This window comes from Peptostreptococcaceae bacterium (genome assembly GCA_016649995.1).
Lineage (GTDB): Bacteria > Bacillota > Clostridia > Peptostreptococcales > BM714 > BM714.
This window is the reverse complement of record JAENWJ010000035.1, coordinates 1-17,302: the sequence shown is the minus strand read 5'-3', so window position 1 is coordinate 17,302 and position 17,302 is coordinate 1. Positions and strand designations below refer to the sequence as shown.

General features: G+C 45.1%; 18 protein-coding genes and 1 pseudogene. All 19 read left to right on the top strand.

What is annotated here, in order from left to right; all coding sequences use genetic code 11:
- Positions 1-192 precede the first annotated feature (192 nt).
- Positions 193-822: a uracil phosphoribosyltransferase gene (gene upp, locus JJE29_06760; protein ID MBK5252315.1), complete on the top strand. Its 630-nt coding sequence runs from the start codon at positions 193-195 to the stop codon at positions 820-822.
- Positions 823-1,173: 351 nt separating this feature from the next.
- On the top strand, positions 1,174-1,620 hold the full coding sequence (locus JJE29_06755) for a cytidine/deoxycytidylate deaminase family protein (protein ID MBK5252314.1): 447 nt from the start codon (positions 1,174-1,176) through the stop codon (positions 1,618-1,620).
- 529 nt (positions 1,621-2,149) lie between these two features.
- Positions 2,150-3,172: an undecaprenyl/decaprenyl-phosphate alpha-N-acetylglucosaminyl 1-phosphate transferase gene (locus JJE29_06750; protein MBK5252313.1), complete on the top strand. Its 1,023-nt coding sequence runs from the start codon at positions 2,150-2,152 to the stop codon at positions 3,170-3,172.
- Positions 3,173-3,689: 517 nt separating this feature from the next.
- Positions 3,690-4,802 carry a UDP-N-acetylglucosamine 2-epimerase (non-hydrolyzing) gene (gene wecB, locus JJE29_06745; protein ID MBK5252312.1) on the top strand — a complete coding sequence of 371 codons (1,113 nt, stop codon included), beginning with the start codon at positions 3,690-3,692 and terminating at the stop codon, positions 4,800-4,802.
- 371 nt (positions 4,803-5,173) lie between these two features.
- On the top strand, positions 5,174-5,380 hold the full coding sequence (locus JJE29_06740) for an AtpZ/AtpI family protein (protein ID MBK5252311.1): 207 nt from the start codon (positions 5,174-5,176) through the stop codon (positions 5,378-5,380).
- A 4-nt stretch (positions 5,381-5,384) separates the two neighbouring features.
- Positions 5,385-5,792 (top strand): ATP synthase subunit I, encoded by a 408-nt coding sequence (locus JJE29_06735; protein MBK5252310.1) that lies wholly within the window; start codon positions 5,385-5,387, stop codon positions 5,790-5,792.
- The gene (gene atpB, locus JJE29_06730; protein MBK5252309.1) at positions 5,792-6,487 is read left to right on the top strand and encodes a F0F1 ATP synthase subunit A; all 696 of its coding nucleotides are present in this window, start codon (positions 5,792-5,794) and stop codon (positions 6,485-6,487) included. Before JJE29_06735 ends, atpB begins: the two co-directional genes overlap by 1 nt.
- Positions 6,488-6,611: 124 nt before the next feature.
- Positions 6,612-7,130 (top strand): annotated as a pseudogene (gene atpE, locus JJE29_06725) (ATP synthase F0 subunit C).
- A gap of 435 nt (positions 7,131-7,565) precedes the next feature.
- On the top strand, positions 7,566-8,183 hold the full coding sequence (gene atpE / locus JJE29_06720) for an ATP synthase F0 subunit C (protein ID MBK5252308.1): 618 nt from the start codon (positions 7,566-7,568) through the stop codon (positions 8,181-8,183).
- Between the two features lie 63 nt (positions 8,184-8,246).
- A complete protein-coding gene (atpE, locus tag JJE29_06715; protein ID MBK5252307.1) occupies positions 8,247-8,516 on the top strand; it encodes an ATP synthase F0 subunit C in 270 nt (89 codons plus the stop codon).
- A 66-nt stretch (positions 8,517-8,582) separates the two neighbouring features.
- A complete protein-coding gene (gene atpF, locus JJE29_06710) occupies positions 8,583-9,089 on the top strand; it encodes a F0F1 ATP synthase subunit B (protein ID MBK5252306.1) in 507 nt (168 codons plus the stop codon).
- Positions 9,077-9,619 (top strand): F0F1 ATP synthase subunit delta, encoded by a 543-nt coding sequence (locus JJE29_06705; protein ID MBK5252305.1) that lies wholly within the window; start codon positions 9,077-9,079, stop codon positions 9,617-9,619. Before atpF ends, JJE29_06705 begins: the two co-directional genes overlap by 13 nt.
- 23 nt (positions 9,620-9,642) lie before the next feature.
- On the top strand, positions 9,643-11,157 hold the full coding sequence (locus tag JJE29_06700; protein ID MBK5252304.1) for a F0F1 ATP synthase subunit alpha: 1,515 nt from the start codon (positions 9,643-9,645) through the stop codon (positions 11,155-11,157).
- A gap of 58 nt (positions 11,158-11,215) precedes the next feature.
- Positions 11,216-12,079, top strand: a complete 864-nt coding sequence (atpG, locus tag JJE29_06695) for an ATP synthase F1 subunit gamma (protein MBK5252303.1) — start codon at positions 11,216-11,218, stop codon at positions 12,077-12,079.
- A 29-nt stretch (positions 12,080-12,108) separates the two neighbouring features.
- Positions 12,109-13,503, top strand: coding sequence for a F0F1 ATP synthase subunit beta (atpD, locus tag JJE29_06690; protein MBK5252302.1), 1,395 nt, complete (start codon positions 12,109-12,111; stop codon positions 13,501-13,503).
- A gap of 37 nt (positions 13,504-13,540) precedes the next feature.
- Entirely contained in the window at positions 13,541-13,957 is a 417-nt protein-coding gene (locus JJE29_06685) for a F0F1 ATP synthase subunit epsilon (GenBank protein MBK5252301.1), read from the top strand.
- A 204-nt stretch (positions 13,958-14,161) separates the two neighbouring features.
- Positions 14,162-15,415, top strand: a complete 1,254-nt coding sequence (gene murA, locus JJE29_06680) for a UDP-N-acetylglucosamine 1-carboxyvinyltransferase (protein ID MBK5252300.1) — start codon at positions 14,162-14,164, stop codon at positions 15,413-15,415.
- Between the two features lie 85 nt (positions 15,416-15,500).
- A complete protein-coding gene (locus tag JJE29_06675; GenBank protein ID MBK5252299.1) occupies positions 15,501-16,535 on the top strand; it encodes a rod shape-determining protein in 1,035 nt (344 codons plus the stop codon).
- Between the two features lie 224 nt (positions 16,536-16,759).
- The coding region (locus tag JJE29_06670) for a hypothetical protein (GenBank protein ID MBK5252298.1) at positions 16,760-17,302 on the top strand (543 nt) is incomplete at its 3' end.

Here is a 17,302-nt window from a genome sequence, read left to right as displayed (position 1 = left end):
GATAAATGCAAAAGATAAAGCAGCATGTGCAATTTGAAACTTGTATCAATCTCTTGTATTCATGTATTTAATGCACATTAGACAACTATAAGAGTTTGGGTTTGCGCTTCTAAGGCATCGAATCTTTAGTACTTATCTTTTCCTTTCCACTTTCCACTTTCTACTTACAACTTAACAAACAGGAGGTTTTCAATGGGTAAAGTACATGTAATGAATCATCCGCTCATTCAGCACAAGCTGACGTATCTTAGGGACATCAACACGGGGGCAAAGGAATTCCGCGAGCTTGTAAAGGAAATGTCTACACTGATAGCCTATGAGGCTACCCGTGATATACCCCTCAAAGAGGTTGAAATCGAGACGCCTATCTGCAAGACAAAGGGTAAAATAATTGCCGGCCGAAAGGTTGGGATAGTTCCGATACTTAGAGCGGGTCTTGGAATGGTTGATGGATTCCTTTTGCTCATACCTGCTGCCAAGGTAGGACACATAGGACTCTACAGGGATCCCGAGACACTCGAGCCTGTTGAATACTATTGCAAGATGCCCGCTGATGTAACGGAGCGAGACATCATAGTTGTTGACCCCATGCTCGCAACGGGCGGATCGGCAATAGCTGCAATAGGGTTCATTAAGGACAGAGGCGTTCAAAACATTAAGCTTTGCTGCCTCATAGCTGCACCGGAAGGCATGAAGGCCGTAATAGAAGCCTACCCCGATGTTGACATATATGTTGCCGCGGTTGATGAAAAGCTAAACGACCATGCATACATAGTTCCGGGCCTCGGAGATGCAGGCGACAGATTGTATGGAACCAAATAGAAAAAGCAGTAGAAAGTAGCAAGTGGAAAGCAGAAAGAAAAAACAGTAGAAAGAAAAAGCAGTAGAAAGAAAAAGCAGTAGAAAGTAGAAAGTAGAAAGTGGAAAGCAGAAAGATTAGAGATAAGTGCAAAGATTAAAGACTAAAGATTAAAGACTAAAGATTAAAGATTAAAGACTAAAGATTAAAGATTAAAGACTAAAGACAAACAATTAAGAATAGTTTTTATCTCTATGTACTATGCTCTGAGTGTTTATGCTTTGTTTTTAACTTACTACTTTCTACGTTCTACGTTCCACTTATTACGTTCCACTTACTACGTTCTACGTTCCACTTAAACCGGAGGTTTTTTTATGCGCCCTGACTGGAATCAATATTTCATGGATATAGCCGAACTTATCAAGACACGCTCCACTTGTCTTAGGCGGCAGGTCGGCGCTGTAATCGTCAAGGACAAAAGAATATTGACTACGGGATACAACGGTGCGCCGATCGGAATGCGCCACTGCCTGGAGCTGGGGGGCTGCCTCAGGGAGCAGATGAACATACCTTCGGGCGAGAGGCATGAGCTTTGCCGGGCCTTGCACGCGGAACAAAACGCCATTATACAGGCGGCATATCACGGAATAAGCATAAATGGCGGAACTATTTATGTCACACTTCAGCCCTGCTCCCTCTGTGCAAAGATGATAGTCAATGCGGGCATAGTAAAAATAGTATTCAAGGGAAACTATCCCGACGAGCTGTCAATGTCCATACTTGAGGAAGCCGGCATAGAACTTGTGAACTACCAAGATTAAACTTTGTTGACAAAGGTTTGACCGTCATTGCAAAAAAAAATTCGAGTGATAGAATGAAAGAAAAAACAGTAGCAAGTAGCAAGTGGAAAGAGGAAAGAAAAAACAGTAGAAAGAAAAAACAGTAGAAAGAAAAAACAGTAGAAAGTAGAAAGTGGAAAGAGGAAAGAGGAAGACAAAAGATTAAAGATTAAAGATTAAAGATTAAAGATTAAAGACTAAAGACAAACAATAAGAATAGTTTTTATCTCTAGGTACTATGCTCTTAGTGTTTATGCTTTGCTTTTAACGTTCTAAGTTCTACGTTCCGCGTTCTACGTTCCACTTAAAGAGCATTTGTATTTTGTATTTGTTTTTACTTTCCACTTTCTACTTACTACGTTCCACTTAAAGAGCATTTGTATTTGTATTTGTTTTTACTTTCCACTTTCTACTTACTACGTTCCACTTAAAGAGCATTTGTATTTGCATTTGTTTTTGTTTCTACTTTCTACTTTCTACTTTCTACTTTCTACTTTTAGGGGTTCAAACCATGGAAATATACATTTTGCCGATTATTATTGCGGCCATACTAACATTCATAATGACGCCCATGGCAGAGAAACTGGCCCGAAAAGTTGGAGCCATGGATGTGCCCAAGGACGACCGCAGGGTCCACACTAGCCCCATTCCTAGAATGGGAGGTTTGGCCATTTATTTGGCTTTTGTTGCGACCCTTGTTATTTTTGCGGGAATGGATGACATGACCATGGGCATAATAATTGGTTCAACCATGATTGTTGGCGTAGGAATAGTGGACGACATAAGGGGAGTTTCAGCAAAGGTTAAGCTCCTGGTACAGATTTTAGCGGCGCTTGTACTGGTGCATTTTGGTGTTAAAATAGACTTCTTCACAAACTTCTTCGAATCCGAAGGGCTCATATATCTTGGAAACCTAAGCATTCCGATTACGGTATTCTGGGTTGTCGGCATAACCAACACATTCAACCTCATAGACGGACTGGACGGCTTGGCGGCCGGCATTTCTACAATCTCAGCCACTACACTTTCATATATCGCATTTGTAAATGGAAGGTATGAAATGGCACTTGTGACACTAATCCTCGCAGGATGCTGCGTGGGATTCCTTCCTTTCAACTTTAACCCTGCAAGGATATTTATGGGAGACACGGGGAGCCTTTTTCTCGGGTTTGTATTGTCCGCCATTTCAATACAAGGAACAATAAAAGGAGCGACAGCCCTTACAATGGTATTGCCCATATTGGCAATGGGACTTCCCATAATGGATACAACCCTTGCTATCTTAAGAAGGATTATTGGAGGTCGATCAATAATGGAGGCCGACAAGGGACACCTGCACCATAAGTTGCTTTCTGCCGGACTCTGCCAAAAGCGGGCGGTGCTGCTAATGTATGGAATTAGTCTGATGCTGGGTATAAGCGCAGTACTCCTTATGAATAGCGAATATATAAGCGGCTTTGCGATCATTGCGGCCACATTGGTTATTGCAATGATTCCCGTCATGATGGAACAGGCAAGAGCGGGGAAAAAATAAAATCGAATAAAGAAGAACAAAGAAAAAACCTGATTATATATAGATGATCGGGTTTTTATATTTCAAAACCATATCTTGCGTAATAACCTTCAAAAGCGTGGTAAATAGTAATATAATATATAAGTGTGTAAGAACAGCAAAAAAAGTGAGCAGCATGCAGCATGCAGTAAAAGATTGAAGAGCAAAAGAGGTAAATAAGAACAGCAAAAAAAGTGAGCAGCATGCAGCATGCAGTAAAAGATTGAAGAGCAAAAGAGGTAAATAAGAACAGCAAAAAAAGTGAGCAGCATGCAGTTTGCAGTAAAAGAATAAGACAAGAGACAGAACGGTAAAAAAAGCGTGCAGTTGGTTTTTAGTACTTTGCTTTTGCACTAGGTTTTGCATCTACTGCTCACTGTCTATTGCCAACGGCTAACTGCCCGCTGAAAACTGATTTTGCTTTCAATCATTTGCATTGAGTCTTTGCACTTACTGCCCGCTGCTCGCTGCCTACTGCCAACTATTAAAGGAGCTAAACATGCTTAAAATAATCTCTGTTTTCGGAACAAGGCCGGAGGCAATCAAGATGGCGCCGGTAGTAAAAGAATTGGCTGCTTGCCGGCAGATAGACGCCAAGGTTTGCGTTACGGCGCAGCACAGGGAAATGCTTGACCAAGTCCTTGAGCTTTTCGGCATAGAGCCGGACTACGACCTAGACATAATGAAAAGCGGACAGACCCTTTCGGACATAACATGCAGGGTTGTAAAGGGAATAGAGGAAATTTTGCTAAAAGAAAAGCCTGATATGATACTGGTTCATGGGGATACAACCACAACATTTTCAGCCTCGCTTGCAGCCTTCTATTCGGGCACCGCAATAGGCCATGTCGAGGCAGGCCTTAGAAGCGGAAACAAACTGTCGCCGTATCCCGAGGAAATGAACCGATCTCTTACGGGCCGCCTTGCCGACATTCATTTTTCGCCGACGGAGGGAAACAGAAAAAACCTTTTGCGCGAGGGAATAGACGATAGAATCATAAGCGTCACGGGAAACACGGTCATAGACGCCCTGATGTCTGTGATAGATGAAGAATATGAATTCGATGAAGAGGTATTAAATTCAATAGGAAAAGACAGAAAGATTGTTCTTTTAACATCCCACAGGCGTGAAAATATTGGGGAGCCAATGAAAAATATCTTCAGAGCCGTTAGGCGTATAGTCGACGCGGACGAGTCGGTGGAAGTTGTATTCCCGCTCCATCTCAATCCAAAGGTCAGGAGCCTTGCGATTCCCATACTTGGGGACCACGAGCGCATCCATCTCATAGAACCGCTCGATTATGAGCCATTTGCCAACCTTATAAACATGGCCTACCTTGTTTTAACCGATTCTGGAGGGATACAGGAGGAAGCGCCAGCCCTAGGAAAGCCCGTGCTTGTGCTTCGCACAGAAACCGAGCGCCCCGAAGCAGTTGCGGCCGGTACAGTGAAAATGGCCGGTGTTGAAGAAGAAACGATTTTTGAGATGGCAATGGAGCTTCTGTCTAGCAAAGAAGCCTATGGCAAAATGTCAAAGGCTGTTAATCCATACGGAGACGGCAAGGCTTCGGGAAGAATACTTGAGTCAATACTGGAGTATTTCAAAAGCTGAAAAGAAAAAACACTGCAGTTTTACTTTAATGCGAAAGATAGGCAACCAAGCATTCCACTTTCGGCAATGAAACCAAATAGCGCAGTAGTTTTATTGTCGAAATTATGACAATAAAAATCGAGTTTTACAGCAATGAATATCTGAATATTCATAACAATAGACACAAGTACATTGTATACAAGGCTACGCGGACCATTGCTATTGCTTTATTTAAGTTCTTTGTTCGGAATTGTGTGACAAAAGTGAAATTTGAGTAGAATTCTTGTGAAATTTATAACATATCTGCTTTAATATACTTGTATATTGGCATGGAATATTATAAAATTAATAGTGATTGCGAGTGTGATTTTATGGCCGGTTCCAAATTTAAAATGTATGAAAATTTGGTCTTTTTAACTCAGATAGGGGTTTCCATGATTATTCCGATTCTTGGAGGGCTTTTCATCGGCAAGTTTATAGATGAAAAAATGGGAACAACGAGCATTTTTATGCTTACATTCATCATCTTGGGAGTGGTGGTCGCTTTCTTGAACGTATATAAGATGGTTATGAAAGGCTACAGAAAGAAGGATAAGTAGACTTATGTCATATACTAGCGATATTCAGGCAACAACTATAAAGTGGACACTAACAGCCATTGCGATTATGGGAGGGATTTCGATATTCTTTCTGAAGGAGCCGCTTGCGTTTGCGCTAGGGCTTGTTTTTGGTGGGCTCATAGGCATTCTTAACTTTGTGGATCTCGCAAGGACACTAGAGAGAGCCGTCCGGATGAGAATGGACAAGGCCAAGACCTTTACGGCACTTAAATATTTCATTAGGTACATAACAATGATCATCGTGCTTTTTGTATCGATAAAAGCAGACTACATAAATGTAATTGGAACCATCATAGGATTGCTATTGATCAAGTTTGTTGTCCTGGCGACGAACCTGTTTAATAATAGAGACAGTCAACAAAAATATACAAATAGAAAGGGGGACGAATAGTGGATGCAGGTTTTGGACCAAGGATAATCTTCGAAATTGGCGGAATACCAATTACGGAGACTGTTACCAACACATGGCTGATAATGATTGCTTTAACCGTTTTTTCATATTTTGCCACCAAGAATTTTAATAAGATTCCGGGCAAGTTTCAGAATGCACTTGAAACTTTGGTTGATGCGATTTACGGTTTAACTAAGCAATCCATGGGTGACGACAAGGTGGGTTTTGCTCCTTACATGGGAACGCTTCTTATCTATCTTACCATTGCTAATCTGTTGGGATTGGTCGGATTCAGACCTCCGACCGCTGATGTAAACACTACGCTTAGCCTTGCGATGATGACCTTTGTCATGATTCATGGCTTCGGAATGAAATCGAAGGGTGTGGGAAAATACTTAAAGGGCTTTACCGAACCGTTTGTGGCATTAACGCCACTTAACATTATCGGCGAGCTGGCTACACCAATTTCTTTGGGTTTCCGTCTTTTCGGAAACATCGTGGGAGGACTCATAATAATGAGTTTGCTTTACAGTGCACTTGCTGCACTTAGCGCAAAAATAGGCCTTCCCATACCAATTTTTGAAACAGGAATACCGGCACCGCTCCACATTTATTTCGACTTATTTGCAGGAGTTCTTCAGTCGTTCATATTTGTGATGCTGTCGATGGTTTTCGTATCAATGGCCATGGATTAATAATCAGCTATGACCAGCATTTAGTTTCAATATATATGGGGAAAGAAAATACTGAAAGATTCACTTGTTTTGCAGTTAAAAATGGAGAGATGGAGGTGAAAGAGTGGAGACTTCCAATAGTATTATGAATTTCTTAAATTGGTTGATGACCTTTGACCGAAGAGCTTTGATTCTTGGCGCTTCGGCAATAGGAGCCGGATTCGCTATGATAGCGGGAATCGGACCTGGGGTCGGACAGGGCTACGCAGCCGGAAAAGGCGCGGAAGCCGTAGCAAAGAATCCTGATAATGCCAAGAACAGCACAATGGTAATGCTTCTAGGAGCAGCCGTTGCAGAAACAAGCGGCATATTGTCACTAGTAATAGCAATGATATTTCTCTTCGGAAATCCCCTTGTGGATGCCGAGGGTTCCGCCTTGGTAATAGCCGCATCGGCTATAGGCGCAGGCTTATCGATGATCGCAGGAGTAGGCCCCGGCATTGGGCAGGGTTATGCCGCTGGCAAAGGGACGGAAGCCGTAGCTGACCATCCGGACAGGCAGTCGAGCATCATCCGAACCATGTTTCTGGGACAGGCCGTCGCACAGACGACCGGCATTTACGCATTGATTGTCACCCTTGTACTTATGTTTGGTAATCCTCTTGCAGCAATATCTGCAGGTGGGGTGGCAGTAAACAATTTGGCCATGGTTCTTGGAGCCTCGGCAATAGCGGCAGGTTTTGCCATGATAGCTGGAATAGGGCCCGGAGTCGGGCAGGGCTATGCGGCAGGAAAAGGCGCTGAAGCCGTGGGAATTAATCCCGAGGCAGGCCGTGTTTCTACTATGGTCATGCTTCTTGGAGCGGCAGTAGCCGAGACAAGCGGTATATTGGCCTTGGTAGTTGCACTTATACTGCTCTACGGAAATCCCTTGGTGGATGATGCAGGTTCCGTTCTTGTAATATCGGCATCTGCAATAGGCGCCGGTCTTTCAATGATTGCGGGCGTAGGCCCGGGAATCGGACAGGGCTACGCTGCAGGCAAAGGCACCGAAGCCGTTGCCAAGCATCCGGACAGGCAGTCGAGCATAGTAAGAACAATGTTCCTCGGACAGGCTGTAGCACAGACGACAGGCATATATGCGCTTATCGTTTCGCTGGTACTATTGTTTGGAAATCCCTTGGTCGAATTGGCCGAAGGCGGAACAGATGTAAACAACCTAGCGGTAATCCTTGGATGCTCAGCAATAGGAGCCGGGCTCGCAATGATAGCGGGTATCGGGCCTGGAGTGGGACAGGGTTATGCTGCAGGAAAAGGCGCTGAAGCCGTGGGAATTAATCCTAAGTCTGGGCGCGTAACAACAATGGTAATGCTCTTAGGGGCAGCCGTTGCCGAAACAAGCGGTATATTGGCCTTGGTAGTTGCGCTGATATTGCTCTTCGGAAATCCGCTGGTCGGTCAGACCGGTTCGGTAGTTGTAATAGCTGCGTCGGCAATCGGTGCAGGTTTTTCGATGATAGCGGGTGTAGGCCCAGGAATCGGACAGGGCTACGCTGCAGGCAAGGGCACCGAGGCAGTAGGAAAAAGGCCTCAGTACCAATCGGCAATAGTTCGTACAATGTTCCTTGGACAAGCCGTAGCGCAGACCACAGGCATATACGCACTGATTATTTCATTAGTGCTGCTGTTTGCGAATCCGCTGCTGAGCTTAGTTTAGATAGAAGAATAAATCTTGAAATATACCGCCCCGTACAGGGGACAGGAAGAGGAGGAAATATAAATGGAAGCTATTACTGGTAGAGAATTAGTATTGGCTTGCTCTGCAATAGGGGCCGGGCTTGCAATGATAGCCGGCATCGGACCTGGAATCGGCCAGGGTTACGCAGCAGGCAAAGGGGCTGAGAGTGTAGGAAGACAGCCGGAAGCGCAAGGCGACATCGTTCGAACAATGCTTCTCGGAGCCGCTGTTGCAGAAACAACAGGTATCTACGGTCTCATCGTTGCCCTGATTTTGCTGTTTGCAAATCCCCTTATCGGACTTTTAGTATAAGAGCTTAAATAGTCCAAGTGTAATAGTCAAGGGATTTTAAACGCATGAAAGGGGGCAAACGGGAACATGAGAACTGGATTAGTAGAAGTAAACTGGACCTTTGCGTTCCAGATCATAAACACCATAATCTTATACCTGATTCTGAAAAAGCTTCTGTTCAAGCCTGTCACTAAATTCATGCAGTCCAGAACGGACGGCATTTCCTCTCAGGTAGAGGAAGCGGAAGGCATGACAGAGGCAGCTAACGAGCTGAAGGCGCAGTATGAAACGAAAATAAAAGCCTCAGAAGACGAAGGCAGACAGATAATAAGAGATGCCTCAATGAGAGCCGACAAGCATGCGGCGGAGATAATCAAAATCGCTGAAGATGATTCGGACAGCATAAAGAAGAGAGCCCAAATCGAAATTGAGCGAGAAAAGGAAAAAGCAATAAACTCACTCAAGGACGATATTGTGACAATCGCCATTATGGCGGCTTCCAAGGTTGTCGAGAAGGATTTGGATTCGGAGGCACATGAAAGCTATGTCAAGCAATTTATAGATGAGGTAGGGGATGCTAAATGGCAAAACTAGTAGCAGCAACCTATTCGGAAGCATTGTTCGACGTGGCCGTCGAGGTCGATAAAATCGACTTGTTTATGGAGGATTTGAACGGAGTAGTAGATTCGTTTGATGAATACCCCGAATTCTTTGAATTGTTCAAAACGCCGCAGATAAGCATAGAGGAAAAGAAAGACATAATCGAAAATGTTTTCAGTGGAAAAATCAACCAGGAAGTGCTTAACTTCCTCAAAATAGTAATAGACAAGCAAAGAGGAAAAGAAATTGCGGCAATAACAAAGGCCTATGAGGCTCGAGTTTATAAACACAAAGGCATTGAAAAGGCGACAATCGTTTCTGCAGTGCCTCTTTCCGATGAGAACATGAAGCTTATCACGGAAAAACTCGAAACACTCACAGGCAAAATCATAGAAATGACCGGCAAGATAGATAAAACAATTCTGGGCGGCGTCACGGTTCGCATAGGAGATCGCGTATTAGACGGTTCTTTAAAGAGCAGACTCGAAAACGTGAAAGAGGACCTGGCAAGACTCGTAGTCTAAGTATAGAAGGGGTGATGTGAGGCATGAACCTTAGACCTGAAGAAATAAGCTCTGTGATAAAAGCACAGATAAAGAAATATGACAACAAGCTTCAAGTAGAAGATGTCGGAACCGTTATCCAAATCGGAGACGGAATTGCCAGAATCCACGGCCTTGAGAAGTGCATGGCCGGGGAGCTCCTGGAATTTCCGGGAGAGGTATACGGGTTGGCGCTCAACCTTGAAGAAGACAATGTAGGGTGTGTTCTTCTGGGCGCCGAAGGCGACATAGTCGAAGGCGACATAGTTAAGACTACAGGCAGAATCATGGAAGTTCCTGTTGGGGAAGCCATGATAGGACGTGTAGTAAATCCGTTGGGACAACCTATAGACGGAAAGGGACCCATCAAGACCGATAAAACAAGACCTGTTGAACAGGTTGCGCCGGGCGTAATCGCCAGGAAATCCGTTCACCAACCTTTGCAGACCGGCATCAAGTCAATTGACTCAATGATTCCAATCGGAAGAGGCCAACGTGAGCTCATCATCGGCGATAGACAAACAGGAAAGACAGCAATAGCCATTGACGCAATCATCAATCAAAAGCATGAAAACGTAATCTGCATATATGTTGCAATAGGTCAAAAGTCATCTACAGTTGCGCAAATAGTAGAGAAACTCGAAAGCTACGGATCAATGGACTATACAATAGTCGTTGCAGCCTCTGCTTCTGAGAGTGCTCCGCTTCAGTACATGGCGCCTTATTCCGGCGTTGCGATGGCTGAGGAATTCATGTGGGAAGGAAAAGACGTACTAATAGTATACGATGACCTTTCCAAGCATGCTGTTGCGTATCGAGCAATGTCCCTTCTTCTTAGAAGACCGCCGGGCCGCGAAGCATACCCGGGAGACGTTTTCTATCTTCACTCGAAACTCCTTGAGCGTGCAGCAAAACTTAACGACGAACTTGGCGGAGGATCAATAACAGCCCTTCCCATAATCGAGACCCAGGCCGGAGACGTTTCGGCATATATACCGACCAATGTTATATCCATCACAGACGGTCAAATATACCTGGAAGAAGAACTCTTCAACAATGGCCAAAGGCCTGCCGTAAACGCCGGTGTATCCGTTTCACGGGTTGGCGGAGACGCGCAGATAAAAGCCATGAAGAAGGTTGCAGGAAAAATAAAGCTGGAGCTTGCTCAGTACAGAGAGCTCGCAGCGTTCTCACAGTTTGGATCCGACCTGGACAAAGACACTCAAATGCGTCTTGCTCACGGTGAAAGACTCATGGAGATCTTGAAACAGAAACAATACTCGCCTATGTCCGTCGAGGACCAGGTAATGATAATCTACGCCGTAGTAAACAAATATCTGATGGATGTTCCAGTCAGCGTGTTTGCCCGTTGCGAAACAGAGTTCCTGAAATACATGGAGGAACAGCATGCGGAAATCGGTAAAGACATCAAAGCTAAAGGTGTCCTGACTGACGAGATGGAAGATGGTCTCAAATCAGCGATTGAAGCATTCCTTAAGACCTTCGAATACGAGGTGTAATTCGCAGATAACCTTGTTCCGCTGAAAAGCGGAAAAGAAAGAGAGGTGAAACAGAACATTGGCAGGAATAGGAGCTCAAGACATTAAGCGCAAAATAAAAAGCATAAAGAACACCCAGCAAATCACCCAGGCCATGGAGCTGGTATCTACAGCAAAGCTGAAGAGATCAAGAGACAGGTTGGATAAGACGAAGCCGTACTTTGACACAATCCGGAAGACCATCGAGGATATTTTCTCGAAATCGAAGGATTTGGAACATGTATATGTCACCGAGAGAGACGTTAAAAAGACCCTCTACATAGTGATTACGGCGGACCGTGGGCTTTGCGGAGGATACAACATAAATGCCATGAAAATGGTGATCAACCTTCCCATTGACAAAAAGGAAATATCTCTTTTGGCAATCGGAAACAAGGCAAAGAGTTTTTTCGGAAACAGAGAATACGAAATAATGGAATCCTACACAGGAATCTCCGAGAAGCCTCAATATGTAGACGCAATTGAAATAGGGAACAAGGCGATAGAACTTTTTGAATCGGGAGAGGTAGACTCTGTAAAGCTTGTCTACACCCAATTCGTGAGTACATTAAGCCAGACGCCTAAAATAGTACAACTATTGCCTGTGCCCAAGGGCGATGAAAAAGACGATGCGGATGAAGAATTCATCTATGTCGACTACGAACCGTCCCACCAAGTGGTTCTGGATTACGTCATACCGAAATTCGTGCAGTCCACCATATACGGTGCGCTTGTCGAGTCATCGGCATCCGAACAGGGATCCAGGAGGGTGGCAATGGAAAACGCTACCGACAACGCGGAAGATATGCTCGAAAGTTTGACGCTTTCCTTCAACAGGGCCCGTCAGGCGGCAATAACCCAGGAAATCACCGAAATAGTCGGTGCTACTGAGGCGCTTAGCTAAAATAAATCCGAAAGGAGTTGAAACGTTCAATGGAGAAAAATGTAGGAAAAGTTGTACAGATAATCGGAGCCGTACTAGACGTTCGGTTCGAATCCGGACAACTGCCTAAAATACTAAATGCCGTCGTTGTTGAGCAGGGCGACAGGAGAATATTTTCCGAAGCCTTCCAACACATAGGCGACAATACAGTCAGATGTGTAGCCATGGCCTCTACAGACGGATTGGTTAGAGGGGCTAGAGCAGTCGACACAGGCGCTCCAATAACAGTGCCTGTCGGCAGGGCAACACTCGGAAGACTCTTCAACGTTCTTGGAGAAGTGGTCGACAATAAAGAAGACGTATCCAGAGAAACGATGCTTCCAATTCACAGAAAGGCCCCGGCCTTCGATGAACAAGAAACATCCACTGAGATATTCGAGACAGGCATAAAGGTTGTAGACCTGGTTTGCCCATACGCAAAAGGCGGAAAAATCGGCCTCTTCGGAGGAGCCGGCGTTGGAAAAACAGTTCTCATCCAGGAACTTATTAACAACATCGCAAAAGAGCACGGAGGACTTTCAGTATTCGCAGGAGTTGGAGAGCGTACCCGTGAGGGGAATGACCTCTACCATGAAATGACCGATTCAGGAGTCATCGACAAAATGGCAATGGTATTCGGACAGATGAACGAGCCTCCCGGCGCCAGAATGAGAGTTGGACTGACAGGCCTTACCATGGCCGAGTATTTCCGTGACGTAGAGGGAAAAGACGTTCTGCTTTTCATCGATAACATATTCAGATTCACACAAGCGGGCTCGGAGGTTTCAGCCCTTCTGGGACGTATGCCTAGTGCCGTTGGATACCAGCCGACGCTAGCTACGGACATGGGTACCCTCCAAGAGAGGATAACATCCACAAAAGCCGGATCAATCACATCGGTTCAAGCCGTTTACGTGCCTGCCGACGACCTGACAGACCCGGCTCCGGCCACTACATTCTCACATCTGGACGCCACAACAGTTCTATCCCGTGACATATCCAACCTGGGAATATACCCGGCAGTAGATCCGCTGGATTCATCGTCAAGAATACTCGACCCCAACATAGTAGGGGAAGAGCACTACGCCGTTGCCAGAAGAGTTCAGGAAATACTTCAAAGATACAAAGAACTCCAGGACATCATCGCCATACTGGGAATGGATGAGCTTTCAGACGAGGACAAAATCACCGTTGCAAGAGCTCGTAAAATCCAAAGATTCCTTTCGCAGCCGTTCTCGGTTGCCGAAGCCTTCACAAACCAGCCCGGAAAATACGTAACAATCAAAGACACCATCCGAGGCTTCAAAGAAATACTCGAAGGCAAGCATGACGATATCCCGGAATCGGCATTCCTTTATGTCGGCACAATAGAAGAAGCCGTCGAAAAGGCCAAAGCTGCAAGCTAAGCCTGATTTGACGCTTCGTTAACGCGGAGGTGAACACATGGCAAACAATTTCCATTTGGAAATAGTGACTCCCTACCGGATGTTTTATGACGACGACGCTGAAATGGTAATCGTCAAAACTATAACCGGAGAAATGGGAATCCTTAACGAGCACATGCCTTCAGTCGTTCCTCTCGACATCGGGATTCTGAGAATCAAGGCGAACGGTAAAATCCAATCGGCCTCAACAGCCGGGGGATTCGTTACAATCGGTACGGACAAAACCACAATCATAACCGACTGCGCAGAGTGGGCAGACGAGATTGATGTGAACCGTGCAGAAAACGCCTTGGAGCGTGCGCAGCAACGTCTTGACAAACGCAACGAGAAAATCGATATCGCACGAGCAGAACTGGCCATCAAAAAGGCCTTCAACAGAATTAAACTTGTTGAAGAGAGTGGCAAAAAGAAATAGAATCAACGAAATGGGGACGGGGGCTATATCGTCGAAAATCGACGATATAGCCCCCGTCCCCATTTCGTTGAAAAAATATTGGGTTACAATAAAGTAAAGAGTGTGCAAATACTATGCAAATGTTGTATAATAATTGTTAGCTGTGATATCATAGTAATATAATGAACCGGTACATTGAGTAACTGGTCTTGAGGAGGATGAGAATTGCCTAAATTTATTGTTGAGAAAAGCGAACCACTCAAAGGCACAGTTAGAATTAGCGGAGCCAAGAATGCGGTATTACCCGTAATGGCTGCCACTCTTTTGGCTACAGAGCCATGCATCATAGACGATGTTCCTGGTCTTATGGACGTCAACGTCATGAAGGACGTATTGAAATCCTTTGATTTCGTAATAAATGAAATAGGTCCGGAGTCCATTGAGGTCATACCGGTTGAAATAAAGCAGCAGGAAGCTCCATACGAACTGATAAAGAAAATGAGGGCGTCATTCCTTGTTATGGGTCCGCTTCTTGCAATGAAAGGCGTGGCAAGGGTTTCAATGCCGGGAGGCTGCGCAATAGGAGCAAGGCCGATTGATTTGCATCTTAAGGGCTTCAAAGCACTTGGCGCGGAGATAGATTTGGGCCACGGATATGTAGAGGCCAGAGCCGAGCGTCTTGTGGGGGACAGAATATATCTTGACTTCCCAAGCGTAGGGGCCACAGAGAACATAATGATGGCCGCAGCAATGGCAGAGGGGCAGACAATCATTGAGAATGCCGCAGAGGAGCCGGAAATAATCGATCTGGCAAACTTCCTTAACAAGATGGGCGGCAAAATTCGAGGCGCCGGCACAGACACAATCCGTATCGACGGAGTGGAAAAACTATACGGAACAAGGCATGCAATTATCCCCGACCGAATAGAGGCCGGAACATTCATGGTTGCCGCCGCAATCACAAGAGGCGACATTTTAGTTGCAAACGTTCTGCCGGAGCATCTTAAGCCGATAATTGCAAAGCTGAAGGAGACCGGCGTTCAAATAACCGAGTATGAAGATTCCATAAGGGTTAACGCATCCGAGGACCTCCGGTCCATGGACATAAAGACACTTCCATATCCCGGCTTCCCTACAGACATGCAGGCACAGTGCATGGCCCTGCTGACAGTTGCAGAGGGAACCAGCGTAATAATTGAGAGCGTATTTGAGAACAGGTTCATGCATGTCAGCGAGCTCAATAGAATGGGCGCAAACATCAAGATAGAGGGACATAGCGCAGTAGTCCAAGGAGTAAAAGGCCTTCAGGGCGCCCAGGTAAAAGCAACCGACTTGCGTGCGGGTGCGGCACTAATACTTGCCGGGCTGATAGCGGAAGGCACAACCGAAATCGACGAAATCTACCACATACTAAGGGGATACGTCAACATCGACGGAAAGCTAAGGGCCCTTGGGGCAAAAATAAAGACAGTCGAGTAGAAAAAGTGCTACAGGTGTTTTTAAGGCGATAGGCAAAATACATTATATCGAGAGTTATAATAGACAAATCAACAGGAGGTAGGGTATGTTTGGTTTTGGAATGGAAATAGGAATAGATTTGGGGACTGCCAGCGTACTTGTTTATATAAAGGATAAGGGAATAGTACTCCAGGAACCTTCAGTAGTTTCCATAGATACTCAGACCAATGAGATTCTCGCTGTCGGAGTAGAGGCTCGAAAAATGCTCGGAAGAACCCCCGGAAACATACAGGCCATTAGGCCGCTAAAGGACGGAGTAATATCCGACTACGAAATAACAGAGAGAATGCTCAGGTATTTCATCAAGAAAACCTGTGGTAAAAGCCGTATTTTCAGGCCCAAAATCATCGTTTGTGTACCCAGCGGAGTAACCGGCGTTGAGAAACGTGCCGTTATTGACGCAACCACAGAGGCCGGCGGAGGAAAGACATACCTAATAGAAGAACCAATCGCTGGAGCAATAGGAGCGGGACTAGACATAACAACCGCCGACGGAAACATGATCATAGACATTGGCGGCGGCACGACAGACATAGCTGTAATATCGCTTGGAGGCATAGTAGTATCCAATTCAATAAAAGTCGCCGGCGACAAATTTGATGACGCAATAATCAAATACATGCGCAAGACCCACAATATACTACTTGGGGAGCGCACAGCAGAAGATCTGAAAGTAAACATAGGCACAGCCTATCCAAGAAAAGAATCGATAAAAATGGATTGTCGCGGACGAGACCTCATAACCGGTCTTCCCAAAACAATCAGCGTAACCGCGGACGAAATGCTTGAGGCCCTCGCAGACCCGATAAACCTTATTGCGGAGGCAGTGCACTCGGTGCTCGAAAAAACACCACCCGAGCTTGCAGCGGACATAAGTACAAAGGGAATAGTCATGACCGGAGGAGGAGCCCTCCTTTATGGTCTCAATAAACTTATAGAAAAACGCACAGGGATTCCCGTTTATGTGGCAGATGATCCCATATCCTGCGTAGCAAAAGGCACAGGGATGTCACTCAACCACCTGAAAGTTCTTGAAAAAAGCATGATGAGCAATCCACGGCGCAGAAATCGCCGCTACTAATCGGCTCAAAAAAGAACTAAAAAGGGACAGACATTTTTGACTTCATACAGAATTTGCCAGTTGGCAATAGACAACTTTCCGCGAGGGAAGTTGTTTTTTTGACCCTTAAGAGCCATAATATTTTCAATATGGAAGGAAAAGGCATACTTGTGTAGAATACTTAAAGTGGTTATGCTTATTTTCATATAAATAAACACAGATGCAAAAAAAAGGGGGTGGGGAATTTGAAAAGAATGCTTTCGTTGATTTTGTGCATTTGTCTCATATTTGCGGGCGTTTCGATTGGAAATTATTCTGCTTACGCAGCAGAACCGTATATAGGTTGCGAGATGTATTCAAGCAATGCAAATCCGATTTATGCTAAATGGGAAGATTATATTTATATTGATGTGCAAACGACTGGTTCCGTAAATGTTAGTGCGGTTACAATAGGCGCGTTCAAAGCCACAAATCTAAGGAACACTACAAAGTGGAGAATTGAAACTAATAACATGTCTGATGGGGGATATTTGGATTTCGAAGTTGCCTATAGTTATGTCGATGAGTCGGGGAATATAATTGAGACAACGACAAATGAATTGACTTCCGGAGTGGCAGTCCTGTACGATCGCACCGCCCCAGACAATAATTATCCGACCATGAAAGTCGAAGGTGCGGATTCAATAAGCGTTACAGCCAATGCTTCCGGGTTGGAGGGATGTGTCGCGCCTGCACACATAAAAGGTTATAACTTCAAGCTATTTAGTGCTATAGGGACGTCAATTGGT

Coding starts and splice junctions, on each gene's coding strand:
- JJE29_06750 (MBK5252313.1), top strand. CDS start 2,150: ATGGAAATATACATTTTGCCGATTATTATTGCGGCCATACTAACATTC.
- JJE29_06740 (MBK5252311.1), top strand. CDS start 5,174: ATGTATGAAAATTTGGTCTTTTTAACTCAGATAGGGGTTTCCATGATT.
- JJE29_06675 (MBK5252299.1), top strand. CDS start 15,501: ATGTTTGGTTTTGGAATGGAAATAGGAATAGATTTGGGGACTGCCAGC.
- atpD (MBK5252302.1), top strand. CDS start 12,109: ATGGAGAAAAATGTAGGAAAAGTTGTACAGATAATCGGAGCCGTACTA.
- wecB (MBK5252312.1), top strand. CDS start 3,690: ATGCTTAAAATAATCTCTGTTTTCGGAACAAGGCCGGAGGCAATCAAG.
- JJE29_06735 (MBK5252310.1), top strand. CDS start 5,385: ATGTCATATACTAGCGATATTCAGGCAACAACTATAAAGTGGACACTA.
- JJE29_06685 (MBK5252301.1), top strand. CDS start 13,541: ATGGCAAACAATTTCCATTTGGAAATAGTGACTCCCTACCGGATGTTT.
- atpE (MBK5252307.1), top strand. CDS start 8,247: ATGGAAGCTATTACTGGTAGAGAATTAGTATTGGCTTGCTCTGCAATA.
- atpF (MBK5252306.1), top strand. CDS start 8,583: ATGAGAACTGGATTAGTAGAAGTAAACTGGACCTTTGCGTTCCAGATC.
- JJE29_06755 (MBK5252314.1), top strand. CDS start 1,174: ATGCGCCCTGACTGGAATCAATATTTCATGGATATAGCCGAACTTATC.
- upp (MBK5252315.1), top strand. CDS start 193: ATGGGTAAAGTACATGTAATGAATCATCCGCTCATTCAGCACAAGCTG.
- JJE29_06700 (MBK5252304.1), top strand. CDS start 9,643: ATGAACCTTAGACCTGAAGAAATAAGCTCTGTGATAAAAGCACAGATA.
- JJE29_06705 (MBK5252305.1), top strand. CDS start 9,077: ATGGCAAAACTAGTAGCAGCAACCTATTCGGAAGCATTGTTCGACGTG.
- atpE (MBK5252308.1), top strand. CDS start 7,566: ATGTTCCTCGGACAGGCTGTAGCACAGACGACAGGCATATATGCGCTT.